This is a genomic window from Exiguobacterium sp. s150 (assembly GCF_018618435.1).
Lineage (GTDB): Bacteria > Bacillota > Bacilli > Exiguobacteriales > Exiguobacteriaceae > Exiguobacterium > Exiguobacterium alkaliphilum.
Window position 1 is genome coordinate 24,265 of the sequence record NZ_JACSMC010000001.1, and the last position, 23,724, is coordinate 47,988.

The window sequence follows — 23,724 nt, forward strand, 5'->3', positions numbered from 1 at the left end:
TAGAGGAATTTATGAAGAAACGGGGAATAGAGTGATGACGACATAGAGGAGGAAGCTACATGAAACGGATTCTTGATTGCAAAGCCAGTGATTTTTTAACGTTCAACCGTCACGACTTACTTGCCTCGATTCAAAAAGCAGAAGGACGGACCGTCCTCGCCGAGGTCATCCCAACGGTCCAACCGCTCTACCCGGAAGTGACAAACGCGGAACTCGCCCGGGCGTTCGGTGCCGACATGATTCTGTTGAACATGCTCGACGTGTTCCACCCGTATATTAAAGGACTAGAAAGTCACGCCTTATTCGGGAACGTTCCCGGGGAGTCGATGTCCGACAATCCGATTCTCGAATTGAAACGGCTCGTCGGCCTACCGATCGGTGTCAATTTGGAGCCGGTCGACTTTTCTGAGAAGTCGACGGATATGTATGATGTGAAACAAGGACGGCTCGCGACACGGGAAGCGTTCGCGAAAGCGTCTGAACTTGGCATCGACTTCATCTGCCTGACCGGCAATCCGAACACCGGTGTGACGAACGAGGCCATTGAACAAGCCATCATCAGTGCCCGGCAAGAGTTCGCTGGCGTCATCATCGCCGGAAAGATGCATCAAGCCGGGGTCGGTCGGGTCCTTGACCGTGAAGCCTATACGCGCTTCGCCGAGGCTGGAGCGGACATCATCCTCATTCCAGCACCAGGAACCGTGCCTGGTGTTCGTGAGGACGAGTTTTTCGAAGTCACCCGCGATATTCAAGCGCTCAATAAGCTCGTCGTCGCCGCCATCGGGACTTCGCAAGAAGGGGCCGACGAGGCGACGGTTCGGGAAATCGCCTTATCCTCGAAACGTGGCGGGACGGACGTGTTTCACATCGGGGACGCCGGACTGTCTGGCATCGCCACGCCGGAAAATATTCAAGCGTTATCGATTGCCATCCGTGGCCGACGTCATACGTACATCCGTATGGCCGCCTCGGTCAATCGCTAAAAAAGGAACGGAGCCTCGTGGCTTCGTTCCTTTTCGTTTTTACCAGTCTTCGACGTCCCGACGTGGTTTCGCTGGTGTCGTCGTGCCGTGCCGCTCACTGAGGAGCGTCTCGACGTCTTCAAGCGAGACGCCTTTCGCTGCGAGCAAGACGAGCAAGTGATAGATCACGTCGGCCGCCTCTTCGACGACGTTCTCGTCCTGTAATGCTGCAATCACGACCTCGAACGACTCCTCACCGAACTTCTTGGCGATTTTGTCGACGCCTGACTCGAACAAATACGTCGTATACGATCCGTCTTTCGGTGTCGTCTTCCGTTCTTGAATCAACTTCTCTAGTTCATGAATCATCCTTCCACCTCCGTGAAAAAGCAACTTCGATTGCCCGTATGACACGTCGGCCCATTGGCCCGGGCGCGGACGAGGAGCGCGTCTTGGTCGCAGTCGACGTGAATGCTCTCCAGTTCGAGCATATTCCCGCTCGACTCGCCTTTCATCCAAAGTCGGCCTTTCGAGCGCGACCAGAATGTGACCGTGTTCGTCTCAAGCGTCTGTTGAATCGCCTCATCGTTCATATAGCCAAGCATGAGCACGGCGTTGTCTTCCGTCGAGACGATGATCGCTGGAATCAGTCCGTTGTCATCGTAACGAACCGCATCGGCAAGTTGTGATCGCTGCATACGTGCTTCACCTCTTCCACTGTCGTTTTTCGGTCATGTAGAATCGAAGCGAGTAGCGCCGCATCGACACGTTCGAGCGCGTCGACGACGTGATTTGCGTTACCGGCCCCGCCTGACGCGATGATCGGAATATCGACCGCATGGCGCAGAAGCTCGAGAATCGCTAAATCATATCCGCTCTGCTTCCCGTCTTGGTTCATCGACGTGACGAGCAGTTCCCCTGCCCCGAGTTCGGCGACTCGTTTCGCCCAATCAATCGCGCGCAGTTCCGTCTTCTGTTTGCCGCCATACGTGTAGACGAAGTACTCCCCGTCCTCGAAGCGAACGTCGATGGCGACGACGATACATTGTGACCCGAAACGTTCGGCCGCCTGTTTAATCAAATCCGGTGACTCGACGGCGAGCGTATTGAGCGACACTTTGTCCGCCCCTGCTTTTAAAAGCGAAGAGATGTCTTCAAGCGAACGGATGCCGCCGCCGACCGTGAGAGGGATGAATACTTTCCGGGCGACGGCACTGACGACATCGAGCATCGTCTGGCGGCGCTCGGTGCTCGCCGTGATATCCAAAAAGACGAGTTCGTCGGCACCAGACGCATCATAATATTTCGCGATTTCGACAGGATCGCCGATGTCACGTAGCGCCACGAATTCGACGCCTTTGACGACACGGCCTTCTTTTACATCGAGACATGGGATGATTCGTCGTTTAAGCATGACGCGCCTCCCACTCAATTAATTGGTCGAGACTGACTTTCCCTGAAAGCAACGCCTTTCCGACGACGGCCTCGTCAATCTGTGCGTCGCTTAGTGCCTGGACGTCTGCCTCTGTCGTCACGCCGCCTGAAGCGATGAGTGTGACCGAGACGGCTGCACGGAGCGCACGCATCCGCTCGAGGTTCGGGCCGTTTAACTTTCCGTCCGACCCGATATCTGTGTAGAGAATCGTCTTCACGCCACGAGCGACCAAATCGTTCGCGGCATCGATATCGCGTAACGTCGTCGCCTCTTGCCAGCCGTTGACGGCGACCATCCCGTCGTACGCGTCAAGCGCGACGGCGATGCGGTCACCGTATTTGACGAGCGCCGCATCCAAGAAATCTGGATCCGTGAACGCCTTCGTCCCGAGCAGGACGCGGTCGGCCCCGGTCTCCATGACAGCATCGAGTGCTTCGACTGAACGGATGCCCCCGCCCGTCTGGACGAAAAAGCCACATTCTTTCGCGAAACGGACGACGTCAAGGTGTCTCGGCTCGCCCGCTTTCGCTCCCTCGAGATCGATCAAGTGGAGCATCGGGACGCGCCCTCGCCATTCCTTCAACTTTTCATAAGGGTCCCCGTACTGTTCTTCCGTATTGAAATCCCCTTCTGTCAGGCGGACGATTTTACCATCGATTAAATCAATTGCCGGTAGTAATCTCACGTTCGACCGACTCCTTCCATTCTTGTAATAAACGTAATCCGAACGTCCCGCTCTTCTCCGGGTGAAACTGCATCCCCGTGACGAGACCGTCTTGGACGATGGCCGGGACGCGCTCGCCCATATAGTCGGCTGACGCAACGATATTCGCCTCATCCGTCACGACGTGATACGAATGGACGAAATACACGTCCTCATCGCGTAAAATCGAGTTCCATCCGACGTGTGGCAACCGCTTCGCCCGCATCCGTTCGACCCGTCCTTCGATGAGCCCGAGTCCTTCAGTCAACATGCCTTCCGTACTCGAGTCGAACAATAACTGCATCCCGAGGCAAATGCCGAGGAACGGTTTCTCCGTCGCCATCTGTTTCAGCAATGGCACGAGCCCCGTCGCATGGAGCGATGCCATCGCTTGTGGGAAAGCACCGACACCTGGTAGCAAGATGGCATCCGCCGCCTCAATCTCAATTGGATCGTTCGTAATGACAACGTGACAACCGATCGCCTTTAATGCCCGCTCGACATTGAAGACGTTCCCCATCCCATAATCAATGACCGCGACGTTCATCCTTCGATCCGTCCTTTCGTTGAAGGCAGACGGTTCGACCCGTCTTGTCCAATCGCCTCGGCGAGTGAGCGACCGAACGCCTTGAATAATCCTTCGACCATATGGTGCGAGTTCGAACCGTAGAGCACCTCAAGATGGAGCGTCAAACGGGCGTTCATCGCGACCGCGCGGAAAAACTCTTCGGCAAGCTCTGTATCAAAGTCGCCAAGCTTTGGATTTTTGATGTCGGCGTTAAACACGAGGAACGGCCGGCCCGACACGTCGACGACACTGCGTGCGAGCGTCTCATCCATCGGGAGGTAGCTCGTACCGTAACGGCGAATCCCGACTTTGTCACCGAGCGCCTCTAAAATCATCTGGCCGAGGGCGATCCCGACGTCTTCGACCGTATGATGGGCATCGACCCACGTATCCCCTTCGACTTGGACCGATAAATCGACTTGGCTATGGAAGGCGAACAACGTCAGCATATGGTCGAAGAACCCGACACCCGTTTGAATATCGCTCTGTCCCGTCCCGTTCAAATCTAGTTTCAGTTCAATCTTTGTCTCGTTCGTCTCACGCTTCGTTTCAGCTGTTCTCAAGTGAACTCACCTCTTCTATCGTTTGTTGAATCAATCGATACGCCTCATCCGTCCCCGCACTGACTCGGATGCCGTCGGAGAAGGCCCGGACGTGGACCCCGTGTTGGAGGAATCGCTCCGCCCACATCTCACTGTCCGGTGTTTGGACGTATAGGAAATTGGCGCGGCTCGGAAGGATTGTCCCGACCGGTCGTAAGAGCCGTACCAACTTTTCACGTTGCTCGTTATGGAACGCCACGGCGTCTCGGATGTATGCCGAGTCCTCTAACACGACGGCGGCGACGGCGGCACTCAAGCCGCTCACGTTGAACGGCGAACGGAAGCGATCGATGTTCGCGATTAACGTCTCGTCTGCGATCATGAATCCGATTCGTAAGTTCGCCAAACCGAACGCTTTCGAGAGCGTCCGCAGGATGATGACGTTCGGATATGTCTCGAGTTTTGATGTGAAGGCATCCATCATCGTGAAGTCGATATACGCCTCATCGACGACGAGATACGGCACGCGCGACGCGAGCGTCTCGAGCTCGTCATGCGTCCACATTTTCCCGGTCGGATTGTTCGGGTTCGAGACGAGGACAAGCTTCGGCTCGTTCGCCTCGATCGTCCGGATGAGCGAGTCAAACGACAATCCGTCTTCATCCGGTTGAACGAACTGCCCCCGGGCGATTTGTGTGTAAATGCCATACATCGAGAAGTCCGGGAGCGGTGCGACGACGAGGTCTTCGACGTCGAGGAGTGCTTGGCAAAGGATGGCGAGCAACTCATCGCTGCCGCTACCGACCATCAGTTGCTTCACGTCGACACCCGCATACTCGGCATAACGTTGTTTCAGGCGAATCAACTCGTCGACCGGGTAACGGCTTAAACCGGTCAAGTCGATTGAACGAATCTTGTCTTGGATTCGCTCGGGAAGTTCGTATTGGCTCTCGTTTTGATTTAACGCATGTCCCTTGACCGCATGTGGGACGTAACGCGGAATCGTTTCGTATCGTTGTCTCATACGTCCTCCAATCGGGCCGCCATCGCTCGAGCGTGCCCTTCTAACTGTTCTTGTTTGGCGATTCGGATGGCAGCCCGTGTCACCGTCTCGTCGAGTTCCGTCATTTGCAGGAACGTCTGACGCCGATAGAAGTCATCGACCGACAGCCCGCTCGAGAATCGAGCCGTCCCGCTCGTCGGCAAGACATGGTTCGGTCCAGCGATATAGTCACCGAACGCTTCGGCCGCCTCGTGACCAAGGAAGAATGAACCACCGTGACGAATTTGTTTCATATAATCGTCCGGGTTCTCGACGGCGAGTTGGACGTGTTCAGCCGCCATCTCATTCGCCTGGCGAATCGCCTCATCTTTTGACTTCACGACCACACCACCGCGTTCGAGCGCCTCGATGGCGATGTCTCGTCGGGGGAGGTCGCTCAGTTGACGTGCGAGCTCTTCCTTGACGGCGCGAGCCATCCGGTCCGTCGAGACGAGCGCGAGCGCCGTCGCCTCGACGTCGTGCTCGGCTTGGGCGAGGAGATCGGCCGCGACCCATTTCGGATTGGCCGTCTCGTCGGCGATGATGAGCACTTCGGAAGGTCCTGCCACCGAATCGATGCCGACGATGTGAGAGACGAGCGCTTTCGCGGTGGCGACGTAGGCGTTCCCCGGGCCGACGATTTTATCGACCGGCCGAATCGTCTCCGTGCCGAACGCGAGCGCCGCGACCGCTTGGGCGCCACCGACGAGATAGCATTCATCGGCCCCGGCGATTTTAGCGGCAATCAATAAGGAGACGTCAATCCCGTCCGGTTTTGGCGGTGTCACCATGACGACACGTTTCACGCCGGCCACTTTTGCCGGGATGACGTTCATGAGGACGCTAGACGGATAGACGGCCGTCCCGCCCGGAACGTACACACCGACCGAGTCGAGCGGCATGTAACGGCGGCCCAGTCGGAACATCTCGTCTTCGAAGACGTCGTCGTCTCGGCGTTGGCGTTCGTGAAACGCACGGATCCGCTCTGCGGCGAGCGTCAGCGCGTCCGTCAGCTCGTCATAAGCCGGCGGTGGTGTGAACGTAGTCAAATCGACAGCTTCGATTTGGTTGACGCCATCAAACTTAACCGTGTATTCGAGGAGTGCCTCGTCTCCTCTCGTCTCGATGGCCTCAAGAATCGGTTTGACCGCTTCAGCCCAAGTTTCACGTCGTGTCCGGTTTTGTGAGCTCATGCGCCTTCCTCCTTGCTAAGACGACGAATCCATGCCTTCAATTCGTCCGGATCGTTCGCGAGCGCCGTCTCACTCGTGATGAACTTGGCGTTAATATCAAAAATCGTCTCGTATTCTTCAAGGTCGTTCGCCCGAAGCGTCGCCCCCGTCTCGACGATGTCGACGATGCAGTCGGCAAGGCCGGTTAAGGGTGCCAGTTCGACCGACCCGTTCAAGGCGATCACTTCGACGTTTTGCCGTTTCGATGCGAAATGCGAGATGGCGATGTTCGGATATTTGCTCGCGACTTTCAACTTCTTCGTCCCGTTCTTTCTCTCTTTCGGGCCACACACCGCCATCCGACAGCGGCCGAATGGCAAGTCGACGACTTCGAGGACGCCAGGTGTCTTCTCACGTAAAATATCGCCGCCGACGACGCCGACGTCTGCCGCGCCGTGCATGACATATTTATAGACATCATCGCCTTTGACGAAGATGAACTCGTGCCCGTCGACTTCGACCGTCAACTCACGGCCTCGTTTCTCCGGCCAGACGGTCAGTCCGACTTGTTCGAAATAGTCTCGTGCCGCTTTTTCGATGCGACCTTTCGCGATTGCCACTTTCATGAGATCACCTCACCTAACTGTTCTAAATCAAGTGATAATCCGAACGCTCGACGCGATTGGCCAAAGTGACCGTAAAGCGAGTCATAGCGTCCGCCAGACAAGACACGACGACCGTCCATCGTTCCGGTGACGGTCAGTCCCGAATAGTAATCGAAGTCGCCCGTCTGTCCGAAATCGTAGGAAGCGTTCAAACCGATGGCCCGTAAATGCTCGACGGCACGCTCGACGTCTTCAATGTTACCCGTCAGGCTCGAATCGGCTTCTTGTTTCAATTCCTCAACGGCCGAGTCGCCAATTAAAAATGGCAACTTGGCGATGAGTGGATAGTCGTATGTCACGGCAAGCTCGCGGAGCGACTCGAGGTTTCGGAGCGCCAAATACTGTCTGAGCGTCCGTTCCGGTATGCCGGCCGCCTCGGCGATTGATGCGACAAGTGCGGCCGAACCGACTTGAATGCGCAATCCTCGGCGAGGCATGATGTCTTTTGTCATCGACAAGAACGATTCAATCAATTCCGTGTCGGCCGCCTCACCGTCAATCCATTCGAGCCCGAGTTGTTGCCGTTCGTGCGGCTGGCCCGAATGTTTCGGGGTCCGGCGGTATACGGCACCGGCATAGGCGACGCGCATCGGTTCGTTCCCATCTGCCAGTTTCCGTGCGATTTGAAGCGTATAGTCTGGTCGCATGACGAGCAACTCCCCATCGTTGCCGAACAACCGATAATAGGCCGATTCATCGAATAAGGCGAGATCTTGGTAATGCGAATAGTACTCGACGAGCGGCGGCTCGATGACGCGATATCCGTTCGTCGTCGCTTGTTCGAGGAAAGAGAGCATCCATTATTTCGGACGTACGACGTCCACGTCTTCTAATTCATGCCATCCTTCCGGGATGGAACCTTTCGTATTGAACCAAATCATCTGTATCACCCTTTATCTTATTATCACTTTACCAAACTAAAGTAGTGTGTTAAATTTATCAAACGAAGCCGGTGCTGTCAACCGGTGAAATGGAAAGGATTTGTTACTCGATGATTGACTTTACCTATGATGGCCACATCCATACCCCATTTTGTCCGCACGGTTCGACGGATGCGTTAGAGGCATATGTAAAAGCCGCCCGCACGCGTGGTCTAAAGACGATCACGTTCACGGAGCACGCGCCGCTCCCGGCCGGATTTGTCGACCCGACGCCGGACCAAGACTCGGCGATGTCGCTCGAGACGCTCCCCGAATATCTGGATCAGGTCGCGCGGTTGAAACAAGCTTATGCCGACGTCCTGGATATCCGAGTCGGTTTAGAGATTGACTACCTGCCTGGTTTCGCGGAAGAGACGATCGCCTTACTCGAGCCGTTCGCAAACCGGCTGGATGAGACGATTCTGTCCCAGCACTTTCTGTTAGATGACGGCGACTATTTACCGGTCGACTTCTCGCTCGAGACGTTTGATGTGCTCGTGAAACGTCTCGGCTCGTTCGAGGCGGTCGTACGCGCTTATTACGAATCGCTAGAGGCCGGGCTTAGATTTGAATGGGAACGATTGAACGTGCGACGAATCGGACACTTGGATTTGCCGATCAAATACGAAAAACAATATGATTGGGAACGTGAACATGTCAAAGACATCGAGACGCGTCTGTTACGGACGATTCAAGTCCGCGGATTCGGTCTCGATTTGAACACAGCCGGTCTTCGGAAAGTGGATTGTGGGAAAGTCTATGCGGAAGCCGTCGCCGTCGACGCGATTGCGCTCGGCATTCCATTCGTCCTCGGTTCTGACGCCCACGTCGCGATGGATGTCGGCCGTGATTTTGAAGATATACAAAAAAAAGCCACGTTCCGTTGAACGTGGCTTCTTTAACAGCGATCTAGCTATCTAGATCCCCATGTTTGGTTGTCGATAACGATATGGCGTTCCATTTCTTCATCTATTGATAATAGTAACATACTGAATTCGTGATGCAAGTAAAAAATAAAAAAAGATGGCACAGAGGCCATCTTTATACTATCATCGCCGCATACAAGCCTTTCAACTCTTCCGTTGCCACCTCGTCCATCTGCAACGCCACAAGTTCGACGAATTGTAAGGCCGGGTCTGTGTCGCCTGACATGCGTACGATTTCGGCTGCCGCATCGTCAAGTGCGAGCAAGATGCCCGATACACCGAGTGTCGGATAGTAACGGAGTAGCGCGCGGACGTGCTTCATCTCCGAGATGTCGTTCCCGTTAATTTTGAGCGCCTTGACCGCCAATTCCTTATGCGTCCCGATCGCGAATTTATCTTCCCACACTTCTTCGAGTGTGATTAACGCTTCCACTTCATAGGCACCATCTGTGAAACGAACTAGTTTTTCCATGTTCCATATCCCCTCTCGTTAATCTACTTTCATTATAAAAGATGATGTCAGGAATAGATTGTGAAATATTGAACATTATGTGTAAACTTAGTCTCACTTGACGGACACAAATGGCTACAGGCCAAAAAAAGGCCCCTCCGAGGAGGGGCGAATAATGGAAGAGTAAAACACCATTGGCAGTACATTAATAATATAACACCGAATGTAAACGTTTACAATGTGTTTTTATAACTTTTTTCAAGCGGAAGATGAACGACCTCGATCCCGCTCTCTCGCATTAAATCGAGCCCGTCCCCATGCTCGTATCCAACGGCGTAGACGACACGGGCGACGCGGGCCGCAATCAAGGCGAGCGAACAGGCATGGCAGGGCGAGTGTGTGACGTATGCCGTCGCCCCGAACGCGTTCGTCGAATCGGCAGCGAGTTTTCCGATCGCATTGATCTCGGCATGAATCTCATGTTGCTTCGACCAATTGTGGTGCTCATATGGGTCCGCGCATTTAACAAATGTCACACCGTCATGTACGAGCTGGATTGCCGGCTCCATCAAATCGACGGCATCGTCATGTACATACTCCGCTCGCTTGTAAAAACCGTCCGCTCGTTTTAAAAAGATCTCGTTGCAGTTCGTGTGACCAGGCGGTGTCCCGTTCAACCCAATCGAAATCGGCTTCTCCGCCTTCACGATGACACAGGCGACACTTTTAGAGGCACATTTTGAATGCCTTTCAGCCATCATGTCAGCAAACTGTAACCACGTCTCATCCCACAATCGTTGTTTCTCCATATGTATCCTCCTTAAGGAAAAGGAAAGTCCGATTGCTCAGACTTTCCCGGGTCAATATCCTGTGTCTTTCGGTAACTCTTTGTTTTTCGCGGCAATCTCGATGACTTTCTCTTTCAACTCATGTTCCATCCGATCGAGTTCACGCTCGGCGTCACGACGCTTCTGCTTTCCTTCTTGCTGGATGCGGAGCGTCTCGTCAAGTGTCGACAAGAGGTTCTCGTGGGCCACTTTAAGCGACTCAACGGAGACGATCCCCTTCTCGTTCTCTTGAGCGATTTCAATCGAAGAATCTTTTAACATCTTCGAGTTCTGTTCGAGCAACTGGTTCGTCGTCTTCGTCACATCTTGTTGCATCCGGAGCGCCGTCTTCTGACGCGTCAAGCTGAGCGCGAGGACGACTTGGTTCTTCCAGAGCGGAATCGTGTTGACGACGGCCGACTCGATTTTTTCAGCTAAGATTTGGTTGTTTTGTTGAATGACACGGATTTGCGGCGCCATCTGTAGACTGATCGTACGGCTCAGTTTCAAGTCGTGTAGTTTCTTCTCGAAACGGTCGGCGAGTTGAATCATGTCGTTCAACTGTTGCAACTTCACTTGATCTTTCGACACTTCGACTTCATGACGGAGCGGTGCGATTTCATACTCACGGACGTGATCGAGTTTCGTCTCCCCTGCCGCGATGTAGACGTTCAGTTCTTCGAAGTATCGCTTGTTCTTATCGTACATCTGATCGAGCATCGTGATATCTTTCATCAACCCAAATTTGGCGCGGTCCAAGTTATGGATGACTTCTTCGAGATAGACGTTCATCTTCTCGAACTGGAGCTTATAGTTCTCCGCTTTCTTCTTGGCACGACCGATGAGCGGCAAGTTGTCGACAAAGCTCTTTTTCTCAGGTTGAAGCATATCCGGGTCCATCTTGCGTACGTTTTGCATCAAGTCAGACAATAACTTTCCAGCATCGCCACCGTCTTTCATACGAACCTCTGTCAAAATTTGATCTGAAAATTGCGAGAGTTCACGTTGGACGTTCGAACCGAACAACATGACGGAATCCGTCTTCTTTATATCAATCGATTCAGCGAGGCGGGTAATCCGCTCACGGTGCTGATCCGGCACGTCCGGTTTCGCTTGGATGGCAGGCACCTCGTGTTTGGCGGTCATTGCCGACCAGTCCATCGATGGGTCAGAAAATGATTCTGTCTCGGTCTTTGTTTTTGTCTCTGACGTGAGTTCTTCTTCTGGCCATGACTGCCAGTTCGTTTCATTCGATGAAGTCATGCTTTTTTCTCCCTTCAGGTTGATCGGCCAACACGCGTTCCATCATAATCAACTCGCGTTCAAAATCAACGGCGTCATCTTCTAACAGACGGCCTCGTTGTTCTTGAAACTTGTCGACAATCAGACGCATATTCGTGATCAGTTGCTCTCGTGTCTCTTCTTGAATGACGACACGTTTTCCTTCTAGCTCTTTAAACTTTAAGACGACAGACACGAGCGAGTCCAAATAGAACGTGAACAAGTCACGCACATGTTTGGCGTCTTGTGGGTTTTCGAATAGCTCGGCAAAGAGCTCATGCGCTTCTTTCGAGACCGCCTTCATTTCACGACGCACCTCGAGGTCTTTTATGTCTGGGAGCACGCGGTCGATTTGTTGCAACTTCTCGTAGCCTTGTTCGATGGTGCGCTGTAAGAACTGTAACTCTAAGTCGTCCGTCGCTTCGAATTGACGGACTGGTGCTGGCTCTTCGATCGGCTTTAAAATACGTGATCCGACGAATGTCTCTTCTTCGTCAAGTAGTAGTTTCTTTTTCGCTCGTTTGGCTATCGGCGCTGGATTTCGGTTCCGTCGCTTATTCGTCGACCATACTTCGTTCAAAACGAGCGCTCCGACAATGATGAATAGCCAAGAAAAATCGAATACACTGATGGCAAAATATAAAACTGCCCCGGTCAGGGCCCATTTCATCCATGTCTTCATTCGTTTCACCTCATCTCGTGATACTTCTATTGTACCTTACGTCACCATTCAAAAAAAGTTTCGTCATCTTTATAAGCTTACCATAATACACTTTTCACCTTCCTCGGTCGCAAGGACGAAAAAAAGCAAGGGAAATCCCCTTGCTTACATGTTAAACCACGTCGACACCATGACGATGGCGACCGTGACTGGAATGACATAACGAATCAAGAAACGCCATACCGGATAGAGTTTTTTGCCTGTGTCTGACGTTTGAATCTCTTCTTGTAAAATGCGTTGGTCGACGATATAACCAACGAAAATGGATGTGAGTAACGCACCTGTTGGCATTAAAATGTAGCTGACAACGTAATCCATCACATCGAAGAACGTCATTCCATCAAAGAATTGTAACTCGCTCATCACACCGAACGAGAGTGCAGATGGAATACCGACGGCGAAGACGCTGGCTGCAGCTAAAAGCGTCACTTTTCGTTTCGAAATAATCTCTTTCTTCTCATTCAGGCGGTCCGTCACCCCTGCGACGACGACTTCGAGCATCGCAATCGACGACGTGATCGAAGCAAACGTGAACAAGAGGAAGAACAAGACCATGAAGAATCCGCCGAGCGGCACTTGATTGAAGACGGCCGGCAAGACGACGAACAACAACGCTGGGCCTTCAGCCGGATCAAGTCCTGATGCGAACACCGCTGGGAAGATAGCAAGACCAGCAAGCAACGAGACCATAATATTCAACAGGACGATCATATTAGCCGAGCGATTAAGTGTGCCTTTCGTCTGGATGTAAGAGGCATACGTCAACATCGCCGCCACACCGAGCGAGAGCGAGAAGAACGCTTGACCGAGGGCAAACAATACCGAATCTCCTGTCAGGGCCGAGAAGTCCGGCTGCAAGAAGAAGCGGACCCCTTCCATCGCCCCGTCAAGCGTCAACGAACGGATGACGAGCACGATAAAGCTGACGAAGAGAAGCGGCATCAAAATCTTGCTCATGCGCTCGATTCCAGCTTCGACACCTTTTAAGACGATTAACAGCGTGATGAATAAGAATAAAAATTGTCCGAAGACCGCAATGCCTGGTGATGAGACGACGTCCCCGAAGACGGCACCAAACTCGTCAGGCGAACGACCGTTGAGCGTTCCACTTAAGCCGAGACCGACATAAATCAGTACCCAGCCGCCGATGACACTGTAGAATGAGAGCAGTAAGAAACATGCGATGACACCTAAGTAACCGATCAACGTCCAACGGCCGTGACCAAGTTTTTTGAAGGCGAGCAACGCCGTACGTTGTGTCGAGCGTCCGACGATGAATTCGCCGATTAATAGTGGTAGTCCGAGCAAGAGCGTAAATGCCAAAAACATGAGCAAAAAGGCGCCGCCTCCACTTGTTCCGGTTACGTATGGAAATTTCCAAATCGCTCCGAGACCGATTGCCGACCCTGCGGCCGCTAAGATGAATCCAATTTTTGAGGCGAACGAGTTTTGCGCCATTCCTATCCCTACTTCCTGTTTTCATTTCATTTTCATAATAATATTGAAATACTAACATGGTTCCCATATGAGAACAACAAAAAAAGAGAAAAGTCTGAATTCTTTTCTCTTTCCGTCTATGCTTCGCCTGCGACAAGAAACGTCAATTCTCTCGGGAGGACAGCGATCTGCAGTTCATTCGCCTCAAAATGTTCCCCATCCACATCGATGATTTGTGTATCCCGTAATCGCACGATCAAGTTATTCATTTGAAGGTGTACCCATTCATCCGATGCCTGTTCGAGACCGAACTGTTGCGCCAATAACTGTCGAATCATCGGAAAACCGATGGCAGAACTATGGACGACCTCGACGAAGCCGTCATTGAACGACTGCGTCTGTAACTTCGTCGGTACGGTCCCGAGGTAGGCGCCGTTGCCGATGTAGAGAAAACTGACCGGTCCGTCATGGACGATGGTGCCGTCCTGTTCGATTTGAACATCAAACGGGTCGGCTTCCCGAAACTGACGGATCGTCGCTAAAAAGTAGCCGATTGACCCGAGTGATTCTTTTTGCAACGGATCGATTTGACGTGACGTATCGGCGATAAGGCCGACACCGATAAAATTCAGCCCATATCGGTCATTGACGCGCATGACGTCGACCGGCTCGGCGTGACTCATCTTCAAAATCCGTGCGGCTTCGACGGGTTCGACCGGTAAATCGAGGGCACGTGCGAAATCGTTGCACGTGCCTCCCGGTATCAACCCGATTTTAGGCCGGTTTTTCCTATCAAGCTGCATCTTCATGAAGCGTCCCGTCCCCACCGATGACGAGCAAATGGTCGTAACTCCCGCTCGCCTCGGCGAAGCGACGCGCGTCCCCTTCTGCGTTCGTCTTCAAAATATGAATTTCAGCGTAGAGCGACTCCACCGCGGCGATGACTTCACCGAGCATCGTCTCATGCGTACCGGATGTCGGATTTGAGATGACGAGAACCTTCATAAGAGCCCCGCTTGTTCTAAGAAATCTTTGGCGACATCGTAAGCTCGTTCATTGCCGTAGGCGACGCGTCGGTTCAGTTCAGACATCTCCTCATCCGAGATGAGCCCAGCGAGCTGATTGAGTGCATCTTCGATTTCAGGGTGCTCTTCAAGTGTCTCTGCTTTCAATAACGGTGCTCCTTGATACGGCGGGAAGAACTGCTGATCGTCTTCGAGGACGACGAGGTCGTTCTCGGCGATGTCCGGGTCGGTCGCATACGCATCGACTAAATTGACGTCACCGCGCGAAATCGCCCGGTAGCGCAATTTTTGTTCCATCGATGTGACCGATGGGAAGTCAAGACCGTACGCCTGTTGTAATCCTGGATAGCCGTCTTCCCGGTCCGTGAATTCGAGGGTGAAACCGGCACGGATGTCATTTTGGACGTTACGCAAATCTGAAATCGTATTGATGCTTTCCGACTCTGCATAGTCACGAGGAATCGCGATGGCATACGTATTGTTGAACTGCATCGGTTCGAGTAACACGTACCCGTCATCGGCGAGGGCGTCGCGTGCCTGCTCATACACTTCTTGTGCATCGTTCGAGTTCGGCGTCTCATCGACGAGGCTTGCCAATACCGTACCCGTAAATTCAGGATAAATATCGACATCACCACTCCGAAGCGCTCCCCATACGAACGTCGTCTCGCCAAAGTTTGGACGGACCGAGACGCTGAGGTCCGTCTCTTCCTCAATGAGCAACTTGTACATATTCATCAAAATCTCCGGCTCAGGGCCTAGCTTCCCAGCCACGACGAGGTCGGTCTGCTGGGTGCGTCCGAACGCGAGCGGTGCCGCGATGATGAGGACGAGGACTGTTGAGACGGCAATTAGTTTCGTCCGATTGCGTGCCGCCGTCGCGCCTTCCATCTGACGTAGTAAGAAATCAAACAAGAGCGCGAGGATTGCAGCTGGGATTGCCCCGAGCAAAATCAAGTAATTATCATTTCGGTTTATCCCGAGCAAGATGAGTGTCCCGAGCCCACCCGCCCCGACGAGCGCCGCGAGTGTGGCCGTCCCGACGATGAGGACCATCGCCGTCCGAATCCCGGCCATGATGACGGGGAGGGCGAGCGGGAGTTCCACTTTCATCAAACTTTGGTTCGGCTTCATCCCGCAGGCGCGGGCCGCCTCGAGGAGGGATTTATCCACTTCATTCAACCCGGTGAACGTATTGCGAAGAATCGGCAGTAGCGCATACAACACGAGGGCGATCGTGGCTGGTAACGCCCCGATGCCGACGAGTGGAATCATGAGACCGAGTAACGCCAAGGATGGAATCGTCTGGATGACGGCTGTGACGCCGATTGCCGTCTCCGCGACTTTTTTGCGCCGCGTCAGCCAAATCCCGAGTGGAACAGCAATCAAAACAGCAATCAAAAGCGAGACGACCGATAGTTGTAAATGCTCGACGAGCGCTTCAATCAGTTCTCCACGTCGATTTTGAAACGTTTCAAGCATCGACCTCACCTCTTCTTCGTTGAGTAAATTCAAGCACGAACGGGTCGTCGCTAGCACGAATCTCAGCCGGTGTTCCGACGACGACGAGTTGTCCGTCCCGCATGAGCGCGATCCGGTCACCGAGTTTCATCGCTTCTTCGATGTCGTGGGTGACGAACAAGATCGTCTTTCCGAGTTCATCGTTCAACCGTTTGACGTCATCTTGAAGCTGCCCCCGACTGATCGGGTCAAGCGCCGAGAACGGCTCATCCATGAGAATGACTTCAGGGTCAGCCGCAAGCGCCCGCAGTACACCGACACGTTGTTGTTGACCACCGGACAGTTCGGTCGGTTTTTTCTCACGGAGCACCGGGTCGAGTCCGGCGATATTCATCAGTTCCGTGACGCGATCTTTCGTTTTTTGTTTCGGCCATTTCAATAAGTCGGGAACGACCGAGATGTTTTCTTCTACCGTTAAATGAGGGAATAAAGCAATCTGCTGGAGCACATAGCCAATATTGCGACGCAGTTCGTAAATATCGAATTGATAAATCTCTTTCCCGTCAATCAGGATTTTACCATCCGTATGATCGATGAGACGATTCACCATCTTCATCGTCGTCGTCTTGCCACATCCTGACGGCCCGATCAATACGAAGATCTCCCCTTTTTGTACCGTCAAATCCAAGTCTTTCACGGCCAATGTCCCATCGTCGTAACGCTTGGAAACATTTTGAAATTCTATCAACACAATCCCTCCTCGGCTCATTCCTGTTATGGAAAGTCAAATATTAGTTTGCCCGAATAACGGCTCTTTTAAACAACAAAAGGTTCTCCCGGATGGAAGAACCTGACTTGGTCGATTTAGTTGATGGTGACTTGGATATGACGACGCCCCCATTGGATGGCTTCATCTTTCGTATCGACGAGCAAATCGACAATGTTTCCTTTGATTCGACCGCCCGTATCGAGTGCGATCGCATCCCCGATTCCCTCAAGGTGTACGACTGAGCCAAGTGGGATGACCGAAGGGTCGACAGCGATGATCCGCATACCGTTGTAGTAAATCGAGTCGGTCACGTCATGGCCCGTTGCCGTCAAGACACGGCCGTTGTATGAACCGTTATCAGCAGCATCGTTCGTGTAGGCGGTCGATTCGACTTGCAGGACGTTCGTTGCGACTTTCATCGAGACCGGCCGCGCGCTTGGAGCCGCCTCCGCTTTTGCTTCTTCTTTCTCTGCACGTGCAGCTTCAGCTTCTTTCGCCGCTTTTTCTGCAGCCTGTTTCGCCTCACGCTCAGCTTCCTCTTCAGCTACTCGCTTCGCTCGTTCAGCCTCACGTTTCGCTTGCTCCGCTGCGCGTCGTTTCTCTTCTGCGAGCTGCGCTTCACGCTGACGCTTTTGTTCCGCTTCACGTTCCATCGCTTGGCGTTCTAGTTCCAGCGGATTTTGGACAATCTTTTGTTCCGTGCCGATTCCGATTTGCGCGGCTTCAGTTGCGGACGCGACGGCGAATACGCCTGTCATGGAGATGAAAAGGACGATCATATATTTAATGAATTGGTTCATGGTTGATTAGCACCTTTCGCATTATGTAACGAACAGATGTTAATTTACCATGATTGGTCGCACACGTGTACGATTCATACCGAAGTGAAATATTCCTGACATATGACTTTTAAAATCGTTACAGATTGTAATATTTATATAAAACGGTGTCGCGAAGCCATGCTTTAAAAAAATACAGAACCGTTACAACAAGGCGTGTAACGAATCTGTAATCTGTTTGCAAAACTTATTCGGCTTCGATTGGCCGCAACTCATGAGCTCGGACCATCCCCCAAGGAGCGATATCGACGTCGACTTCGAACGTTTTCGCGCCTCGGATCAAGTCGGCTTCATCGTCCGTCACTCGATAAGAGCTCAAATCGTCGACATAAACTCGGCGATCGAAATAGTTCGCTCGAATCCCGCCGAAGAACGGTCTCGAACTGACGCGGTCAACCGTCGCATATCCGTCCTCTCCGGCTTTGAACGTCACATAGACGGTACCAGATTCGACGTCTTGACGTCCTTCGAACGCGTCATACTCTAAATAAATCGAGTCCCCGAAAAACGGGTCATACGGCTCATAAGAAGTCGCCTTGAACGTATACGTCTGACCGAACCACGAGACCGCATAGACGAGCAAGACGAATCCGACGGCGATGAGCACTTGTATAATCGGTAAGAGCCAAGGTGTCATGCGTTTCATGTCCGTACATCCCCTCTCGTCCGGTTACGCCACCACAGAGCGAGCGACAATCCGAATACGATGAGCGCCCCAATCAAGAAGAAGAGCGAGATGTCGAGACGATCCCACACGTAAATGAAGTAAATCGTCATTTGAACGATTAAAAAATAGATGAAAGCGAGCACAATCGGTTTACGTTGATGGTCTTGCCAGACGAGGTAACCGAGCGCGACGACTTCGAGTAGGACGGCGAGCAGAATACCTGAATCGTTGAATAATGAGAACGGGATGACAGCAAGCAGACTCACCCACATCAGCTCAGGACGCCGGTGCAATAAATAAATCCCGACGAGAGCGGCCGATATGACCGTAGCTTCAATGACGGACGGTGGACGCTGGGACAGCCATCCTTCCGTCGCATTGATGAGATAGCCAATCGAGAGGATTGCTGCGACGAACAAGTACAAATAGTTCCATTGCGCACGTTCACGATAGATGAGAAACAGCACATGCATGATGACGAGTGCCCATAACGGCCAAAAGCGACCCTCATAGTTCGCGTATTGTCCGATTATGATGAGAAGGCCGTAGAAACCAAACCACGCGAAGATGCGGTCAAGCTCATGATTGGTGTAGTGGAACCAAACCCACGTGATGATGAGACCGAGCAAGATGAGCGTCAAGCCGATGCCTTGAAAGCTGTTCGTAATCGCCATAAACCCTCCGAGTGCCGCGATGAACGTGAAAATCGGATGTTGATAGATGAGCCGATGCAACACGGCGATACCGAACATGAGCCAAAACAAGAGCGGGAGTTGCGAGGACAAGTTATACGTCGTGAAGATGACGATCATTGTCGCAACGAAGAAGACGATGCCGAGGACACGGAACAATGTCACAAAGCGCTGTGCCCGTGTCTTCACTTGTTCGGCCGTCACATACATGCCGACCATGATGACGAGAAAAATCGCCACTTTTAGAAGGTCCGGGATGGCCTGCCAATTCGCAGCGACAAAACTGAACAGACTGAGCGCAAGTAAAATCGAACCGATGATCACGAGGATTGGAGGGTTGTGTTCTCGCTTGTCACGTACCGCCAATCGTTCATGTTCATAATCGACGAGCCGTTGCCCCGTCGCTTCATCCAACAACCCAGCCTCTTTCCATTCACGTACTTTTTTGTCAATGGACACCGGAATCATCCCTTTCGGATCAAAGGTCAGCTAGCGCGTTCAATCAATTCCAATTCTGATTTGAGTAAAACTTGTTTTTCAAATTCAAGTCCTAACTGTTGAAATTCTTCCATGATGGAAACGTCCCCGATGACTGTATTGGTCAGTACGGCAGTCACTTCCGCGACCCATCCTTCACGCGTTGATTTTACGATATCACCCACAACGAATTCTACAGACACACCCATTCACTTCCAATCTTAAATTTGTTTCTATCATTATAACGAAATTATATCCGTTTGAATATGTTTTCTTTTATGTGTTTAATGAATTGTGACAATATTTTTCCAGTAAGTCCCCAAATAATGTAGTCCTCATGTTCATAAAAAGGTTCTCTCATTTTAATTACCCGTTTTTCGTACGCTTTAGCATTCGCCATCCGGTCAAACGGAATATTTTGATCCGGATTCATCGTCCACTCCATCTCGCCGTGGAACGGGTCGATGTAAAGCAACGTTTCGACCGGGACCGTGAAGAGATGGTCGACTTCATCTGTCAGCTTGACGTCCGGCACGACAGGGATGATCCCGACGAACGGATAAATCAATTGACGATGCGGCGTCGCAAGCGGTTGCAGACGGCCGATGACTTCGATGTCTGCCTGCGGGAGCGTCAACTCTTCGCTCGTTTCACGGATGGCGGCTTCAAGCGGCGTCTCCCCTTGGTCCAACCGCCCGCCTGGGAACGCGATTTCTCCTGGTTGTCGCCGCATCGTATGAGCACGGACTTCAAAGACGACGTGCCACACCCCATCGACTTCGGTTAACGGAATTAAGACCGCCGCCGTCTGTTCATAATTCTCTTCCATTGAGAAGCTGTCACGCAGCTGAGTTTCATTGATTGACGAATCCTTCATTCCGAGTCACCTCACTCCTTATGTTTTCTACACTTCCACCGTTGTCTCCTCGTTTAAACGTGCCCAATGTCGGAAATATCAATATTAACGATAGGAGATGGTAGATGTGGACCAACAAGTAGACGTTTTGATTGTCGGTGCGGGCCCGACCGGCCTTACCCTCGCCTTAACCCTTGCTCGTTATGGGATCTCGTTCGAGATTATCGACCGCAAGACGACCCCGTCGAACAATTCGCGGGCAATCGGGATTCAACCGCGGACGATTGAGGTGTTCTCACGGCTCGACGTCGCTAAAGAGGTGCTCGATCGCGCTCGCACGATCGAGAAAGGAAACCTTTACTTTTCCGGGCAGTGGACAGCCAAGCTAGAGTTTTCAAGGCTTGTCACCCCTTACCCGTTCGTGACGCTGCTTCGTCAGAATGAGACGGAAGCGATTCTTGAACAAGCGCTCAATCGTCACGGCCACTTCGTGCGAAGAGGTGAGTCGCTCATCTCGCTCACCCATTATCCGTCACGTGTACTCGCCCATCTCGAGGGCGACACCCCGCGGACGATTGAAGCGAAGTACGTCGTCGCGGCCGACGGTGCGAACAGCTCGATTCGTCGGATGCTCGCCTTGCCGTTCAGCGGCAAATCGTTCAAAGAGTCTTGGGTGCTCGCGGACATGAAGGCGAGATGGAATATCTCACGTGAGGAAGTGCATATCTTCTTTTCAAACCGTGGGGTGCTCGAAGTGTTCCCGTTGACAGACGATACGATTCGAATCACCGGGAACCTCGCAAACGACGAATCGTTCGACGAGTCAAAATTACGTGAATTGGTCGAACAACGGAGCCATATGCCCGTCGAAATCGATGAAGTCGAATGGTTCTCCTTGTTCCGGGTTCACAACCGGATGGTGGACGCGTTCATTCATAACCGGGTCATCTTGATGGGGGATGCGGCACACATCAACTCACCTGTCGGCGGGCAAGGGATGAACACCGGGATTGCCGACTCGTTCAACCTCGGTTGGAAACTATGGCTCCACCTGAAGGCCGGTGCCTCTTTTGGTGTCGTTTCGACGTATCGGGACGAACGGGAACACGTCGCGCGGAACGTCCTGCAGACGACGAACGTCGCGACCGAAGTGTTGCAGACGACGTTACCGATGCTTTTGCCGTTTCAAGCGCTCGGTGCGGACGTCTTCACCCGCGTCAACTTAATCAACCAAAAGATCACGGAACGAATTGCCCAGCTCCATCTCTCGTATCCGTCCCACTCCCGAATCCCGTTTCAACGAGTCGCGGAAGGGAAAATCTTCCCTGAAATCGAAATGATTCGAACGGATGACGGGATGCGCCAGAAGATTTCAGAAGTCGCGGACGGACGGTTCCAAGTACTCGTCCTCGATGATGGGTCCCGCGATTCGACAGCACTGTACGACTATTTGAATGAGCATCAATCCTTTTTCCAAATCATCACGCTGTCGAAGACGAGCCGTCCCTTCTTCGACCAGGGCAACGAACTCGCCAAGTCGTTCTTCATGCGACGAGGCGTCCTTGTCATCCGCCCGGACGGCTATCTCCTCCATAAGCAACGGCATTTACGCCTCGCTCCGCTCCAAGAGAAGATGAGCGACTGGCTCCCGTTCGCATGACGCAGAAACGCTCGACTCTCAATTGGAGTCGAGCGTTTCTTTGTTGTAATACAAGATGCCCGGGGCAGAGAGCGTCAAATCATAAAACGCCTCGAACGCCTCGATGTCTTCAAGTTTTCGGAAATCGACCTTATTCGTCTCGCTGTTTGGGATGGCGACGATAATCCCTTCCGCCGTCGACTTGATCATCCCGGTCTGACCGTTATGGATTCGGATATAGAGCACATGTTCCTTCTCGAGCAGTTGAACCGCCTCGCGGCGTGATTGAATAGACGTTTTCACAAAATCCCCCTCTTCTTCTTTGAGTATACCGGGGAAAGTCGGTTGCTTTCAACCGTCGACCTCGATAAACTATTGTAAAGAAGGGGTGGAAGCTGTGGATATGGTTTGGACTGATGTTAGGACTTTAATGATTATCGTGCTCGGTACGTTATTTGTCATTCTCGTAGCGGTTCGCACGATTCGGAACGTACGTTGGGTCCGTTTTGGCGAGGCGTTCGGGAAGCAAGGCGAGGCTTTGCTCGAGGATTATGCGTACTTGACCGAGAAAGGCATCGAGTGTCGGGTCGAACAAGGCTTGCCGACGGGACGGTTGTTTCGACCGCTCGCTAAAAACTTAGACGACCGGGTCGCGCTTTTCGTACATCGAAAAGATGAGGCCGCGGCGCGGAAATTGCTCAAATAAAACAACACCCTATCGCAGCGGGCTCAAAAGGCCCGATTGCGATAAGGTGTTTATTTATGTACTTGTCGCTCTGAACAATAGTACGCGATTTGTTTGATGGTCGGCTCCGTCAACAGTTCGAGCTTCGTCTTAGAGATGACGTCGTCGACGATTTCGAACGACGATGCGCAGTTCGCGCGAAGTCGTTCGACCTTCAGTCGGCTCGTCTCGGGGAAAATCAGGAACGACGTGACCGGCACGGCTTGTCCGCACTGTCTTTTCAAGCGACCACGGATTTGTTTCGTGAGGCCATCGAGCTCTTGAATCGGATGTGGGTGGATGGTCTTCCAACCGAGCGACGTTTCGTGACGGCATTCCCGATTCGACATGTGAACGGCCGAAGTCGTCCGATTGACTTGAATCAAAAACACACCTTTTGGCCCGACGAGGACGTAGTCGAACAACGTTGCATCCATCTCGACATGCTCAATCATCATCCAATCAAACCGGCACGTTTGCCGTAAAATCTCGACAAGCTCCTCAGTGTATGATTTAGCCGGTTCAATCACTTCCACTTTCGTGCGGAACAATCCTTTCGTCTGTCGTTTTTCCGGTTCTTTCGGTGCGGCCGTCAACACTTGCAACATCGCATCCACCTCCTCTCCTTATTCGCTCGGTCCGACTTGCTTGCCGAAGACGGCTTTTTCCAAGTTTGAAATACGTCGCAGCATATCATAGTTCGAGGCGACCGGTTGTGACGCTTTCACCGGTTCTGCTTGATCGCTCGATCCGCGGCGGAGCGACTCATTCTCTTGACGTAAGCGTTCGATTTCTTTCGCCATCTTCTCATAGTCACGGATGACGACGTCGAGAAATTGGTCGACCTCTTCTTGCGAATACCCACGGAGGGCTGTCTTGAACTCTTGTTTATAAATCGCTTCTGCTGTTAATTCCGTTTGCAT

General features: G+C 52.4%; 30 protein-coding genes and 1 pseudogene. 4 read left to right on the forward strand and 27 right to left on the reverse strand.

Annotated elements, in window-relative coordinates; genetic code table 11:
* Positions 1-59: 59 nt before the first annotated feature.
* Positions 60-983, forward strand: a complete 924-nt coding sequence (locus KNP76_RS00125; RefSeq protein WP_034815259.1) for a DUF7916 family protein — start codon at positions 60-62, stop codon at positions 981-983.
* 39 nt (positions 984-1,022) lie between these two features.
* Here KNP76_RS00125 and hisE read toward each other — a convergent pair whose 3' ends face one another.
* From hisE to KNP76_RS00175, 10 genes are read right to left on the reverse strand one after another with little or no spacing between them, the layout of a single operon-like run.
* Positions 1,023-1,331, reverse strand: a complete 309-nt coding sequence (gene hisE, locus KNP76_RS16000) for a phosphoribosyl-ATP diphosphatase (RefSeq protein WP_029335255.1) — start codon at positions 1,329-1,331, stop codon at positions 1,023-1,025.
* On the reverse strand, positions 1,328-1,660 hold the full coding sequence (gene hisI, locus KNP76_RS16005; RefSeq protein WP_214841966.1) for a phosphoribosyl-AMP cyclohydrolase: 333 nt from the start codon (positions 1,658-1,660) through the stop codon (positions 1,328-1,330). Before hisI ends, hisE begins: the two co-directional genes overlap by 4 nt.
* Entirely contained in the window at positions 1,609-2,376 is a 768-nt protein-coding gene (gene hisF, locus KNP76_RS00140; RefSeq protein WP_034804865.1) for an imidazole glycerol phosphate synthase subunit HisF, read from the reverse strand. The genes hisI and hisF overlap by 52 nt, the downstream gene beginning before the upstream one ends.
* Positions 2,369-3,082, reverse strand: a complete 714-nt coding sequence (locus KNP76_RS00145; RefSeq protein ID WP_034815256.1) for a 1-(5-phosphoribosyl)-5-[(5-phosphoribosylamino)methylideneamino]imidazole-4-carboxamide isomerase — start codon at positions 3,080-3,082, stop codon at positions 2,369-2,371. Before KNP76_RS00145 ends, hisF begins: the two co-directional genes overlap by 8 nt.
* Complete coding sequence (gene hisH / locus KNP76_RS00150) at positions 3,060-3,647, reverse strand: imidazole glycerol phosphate synthase subunit HisH (protein ID WP_211779587.1); 588 nt, start codon at positions 3,645-3,647, stop codon at positions 3,060-3,062. Before hisH ends, KNP76_RS00145 begins: the two co-directional genes overlap by 23 nt.
* Positions 3,644-4,231, reverse strand: coding sequence for an imidazoleglycerol-phosphate dehydratase HisB (hisB, locus tag KNP76_RS00155; protein ID WP_034804875.1), 588 nt, complete (start codon positions 4,229-4,231; stop codon positions 3,644-3,646). Before hisB ends, hisH begins: the two co-directional genes overlap by 4 nt.
* A complete protein-coding gene (locus tag KNP76_RS00160) occupies positions 4,218-5,234 on the reverse strand; it encodes a pyridoxal phosphate-dependent aminotransferase (protein WP_214841969.1) in 1,017 nt (338 codons plus the stop codon). The genes hisB and KNP76_RS00160 overlap by 14 nt, the downstream gene beginning before the upstream one ends.
* The gene (gene hisD / locus KNP76_RS00165; RefSeq protein ID WP_034804882.1) at positions 5,231-6,445 is read right to left on the reverse strand and encodes a histidinol dehydrogenase; all 1,215 of its coding nucleotides are present in this window, start codon (positions 6,443-6,445) and stop codon (positions 5,231-5,233) included. Before hisD ends, KNP76_RS00160 begins: the two co-directional genes overlap by 4 nt.
* On the reverse strand, positions 6,442-7,050 hold the full coding sequence (gene hisG, locus KNP76_RS00170; RefSeq protein WP_214841972.1) for an ATP phosphoribosyltransferase: 609 nt from the start codon (positions 7,048-7,050) through the stop codon (positions 6,442-6,444). The genes hisD and hisG overlap by 4 nt, the downstream gene beginning before the upstream one ends.
* A complete protein-coding gene (locus KNP76_RS00175) occupies positions 7,047-7,886 on the reverse strand; it encodes an ATP phosphoribosyltransferase regulatory subunit (RefSeq protein WP_251137267.1) in 840 nt (279 codons plus the stop codon). Before KNP76_RS00175 ends, hisG begins: the two co-directional genes overlap by 4 nt.
* 194 nt (positions 7,887-8,080) lie before the next feature.
* On the opposite strand from KNP76_RS00175, the gene hisJ reads away from it, so the two are divergent.
* Positions 8,081-8,896 carry a histidinol-phosphatase HisJ gene (gene hisJ / locus KNP76_RS00180; RefSeq protein WP_214841974.1) on the forward strand — a complete coding sequence of 272 codons (816 nt, stop codon included), beginning with the start codon at positions 8,081-8,083 and terminating at the stop codon, positions 8,894-8,896.
* 154 nt (positions 8,897-9,050) lie between these two features.
* Here hisJ and KNP76_RS00185 read toward each other — a convergent pair whose 3' ends face one another.
* The 14 genes and pseudogenes from KNP76_RS00185 to KNP76_RS00245 form a co-directional block, all read right to left on the reverse strand.
* A complete protein-coding gene (locus KNP76_RS00185; protein ID WP_214841976.1) occupies positions 9,051-9,407 on the reverse strand; it encodes a hypothetical protein in 357 nt (118 codons plus the stop codon).
* A 212-nt stretch (positions 9,408-9,619) separates the two neighbouring features.
* Entirely contained in the window at positions 9,620-10,195 is a 576-nt protein-coding gene (locus tag KNP76_RS00190; protein ID WP_211779590.1) for a deoxycytidylate deaminase, read from the reverse strand.
* Positions 10,196-10,246: 51 nt separating this feature from the next.
* A complete protein-coding gene (locus KNP76_RS00195; protein ID WP_034815239.1) occupies positions 10,247-11,476 on the reverse strand; it encodes a toxic anion resistance protein in 1,230 nt (409 codons plus the stop codon).
* Positions 11,460-12,176 (reverse strand): 5-bromo-4-chloroindolyl phosphate hydrolysis family protein, encoded by a 717-nt coding sequence (locus KNP76_RS00200; RefSeq protein WP_214839128.1) that lies wholly within the window; start codon positions 12,174-12,176, stop codon positions 11,460-11,462. The genes KNP76_RS00195 and KNP76_RS00200 overlap by 17 nt, the downstream gene beginning before the upstream one ends.
* Before the next feature lie 144 nt (positions 12,177-12,320).
* On the reverse strand, positions 12,321-13,673 hold the full coding sequence (locus KNP76_RS00205; protein ID WP_214841979.1) for a sodium-dependent transporter: 1,353 nt from the start codon (positions 13,671-13,673) through the stop codon (positions 12,321-12,323).
* 116 nt (positions 13,674-13,789) lie between these two features.
* Positions 13,790-14,455 (reverse strand): diacylglycerol/lipid kinase family protein, encoded by a 666-nt coding sequence (locus KNP76_RS00210; protein ID WP_251137268.1) that lies wholly within the window; start codon positions 14,453-14,455, stop codon positions 13,790-13,792.
* On the reverse strand, positions 14,445-14,657 hold the full coding sequence (locus KNP76_RS15755) for a diacylglycerol kinase family protein (protein ID WP_251137269.1): 213 nt from the start codon (positions 14,655-14,657) through the stop codon (positions 14,445-14,447). Before KNP76_RS15755 ends, KNP76_RS00210 begins: the two co-directional genes overlap by 11 nt.
* Positions 14,654-16,159, reverse strand: coding sequence for an ABC transporter permease/substrate-binding protein (locus tag KNP76_RS00215; protein ID WP_214841982.1), 1,506 nt, complete (start codon positions 16,157-16,159; stop codon positions 14,654-14,656). Before KNP76_RS00215 ends, KNP76_RS15755 begins: the two co-directional genes overlap by 4 nt.
* A gap of 13 nt (positions 16,160-16,172) precedes the next feature.
* Positions 16,173-16,886, reverse strand: a pseudogene (locus KNP76_RS00220) (ABC transporter ATP-binding protein); the annotation flags it as partial.
* 116 nt (positions 16,887-17,002) lie between these two features.
* Positions 17,003-17,707, reverse strand: a complete 705-nt coding sequence (locus KNP76_RS00225; protein WP_156028769.1) for a 3D domain-containing protein — start codon at positions 17,705-17,707, stop codon at positions 17,003-17,005.
* Between the two features lie 226 nt (positions 17,708-17,933).
* Positions 17,934-18,392 (reverse strand): GDYXXLXY domain-containing protein, encoded by a 459-nt coding sequence (locus KNP76_RS00230; RefSeq protein WP_034804911.1) that lies wholly within the window; start codon positions 18,390-18,392, stop codon positions 17,934-17,936.
* Complete coding sequence (locus tag KNP76_RS00235; protein WP_214841985.1) at positions 18,389-19,573, reverse strand: DUF2157 domain-containing protein; 1,185 nt, start codon at positions 19,571-19,573, stop codon at positions 18,389-18,391. The genes KNP76_RS00230 and KNP76_RS00235 overlap by 4 nt, the downstream gene beginning before the upstream one ends.
* A 17-nt stretch (positions 19,574-19,590) precedes the next feature.
* Complete coding sequence (locus KNP76_RS00240; protein ID WP_260577307.1) at positions 19,591-19,767, reverse strand: YkvS family protein; 177 nt, start codon at positions 19,765-19,767, stop codon at positions 19,591-19,593.
* 65 nt (positions 19,768-19,832) lie between these two features.
* The gene (locus tag KNP76_RS00245; RefSeq protein WP_214841988.1) at positions 19,833-20,459 is read right to left on the reverse strand and encodes an NUDIX hydrolase; all 627 of its coding nucleotides are present in this window, start codon (positions 20,457-20,459) and stop codon (positions 19,833-19,835) included.
* A 97-nt stretch (positions 20,460-20,556) separates the two neighbouring features.
* Between KNP76_RS00245 and KNP76_RS00250 the strand changes: the two genes are divergently transcribed.
* Entirely contained in the window at positions 20,557-22,098 is a 1,542-nt protein-coding gene (locus tag KNP76_RS00250; RefSeq protein WP_214841991.1) for an FAD-dependent monooxygenase, read from the forward strand.
* Positions 22,099-22,116: 18 nt separating this feature from the next.
* On the opposite strand, the gene KNP76_RS00255 is transcribed toward KNP76_RS00250, so the two are convergent.
* The gene (locus KNP76_RS00255) at positions 22,117-22,380 is read right to left on the reverse strand and encodes a hypothetical protein (protein WP_034804921.1); all 264 of its coding nucleotides are present in this window, start codon (positions 22,378-22,380) and stop codon (positions 22,117-22,119) included.
* A gap of 127 nt (positions 22,381-22,507) precedes the next feature.
* On the opposite strand from KNP76_RS00255, the gene KNP76_RS00260 reads away from it, so the two are divergent.
* The gene (locus KNP76_RS00260; RefSeq protein WP_214841994.1) at positions 22,508-22,783 is read left to right on the forward strand and encodes a hypothetical protein; all 276 of its coding nucleotides are present in this window, start codon (positions 22,508-22,510) and stop codon (positions 22,781-22,783) included.
* A 50-nt stretch (positions 22,784-22,833) separates the two neighbouring features.
* Here the strand turns inward: KNP76_RS00260 and KNP76_RS00265 are convergent, their stop codons facing one another.
* Together KNP76_RS00265 and gpsB are read right to left on the reverse strand one after the other, a co-directional pair.
* Complete coding sequence (locus KNP76_RS00265; RefSeq protein WP_214841997.1) at positions 22,834-23,409, reverse strand: NERD domain-containing protein; 576 nt, start codon at positions 23,407-23,409, stop codon at positions 22,834-22,836.
* Between the two features lie 18 nt (positions 23,410-23,427).
* Entirely contained in the window at positions 23,428-23,724 is a 297-nt protein-coding gene (gene gpsB / locus KNP76_RS00270) for a cell division regulator GpsB (protein WP_235193373.1), read from the reverse strand.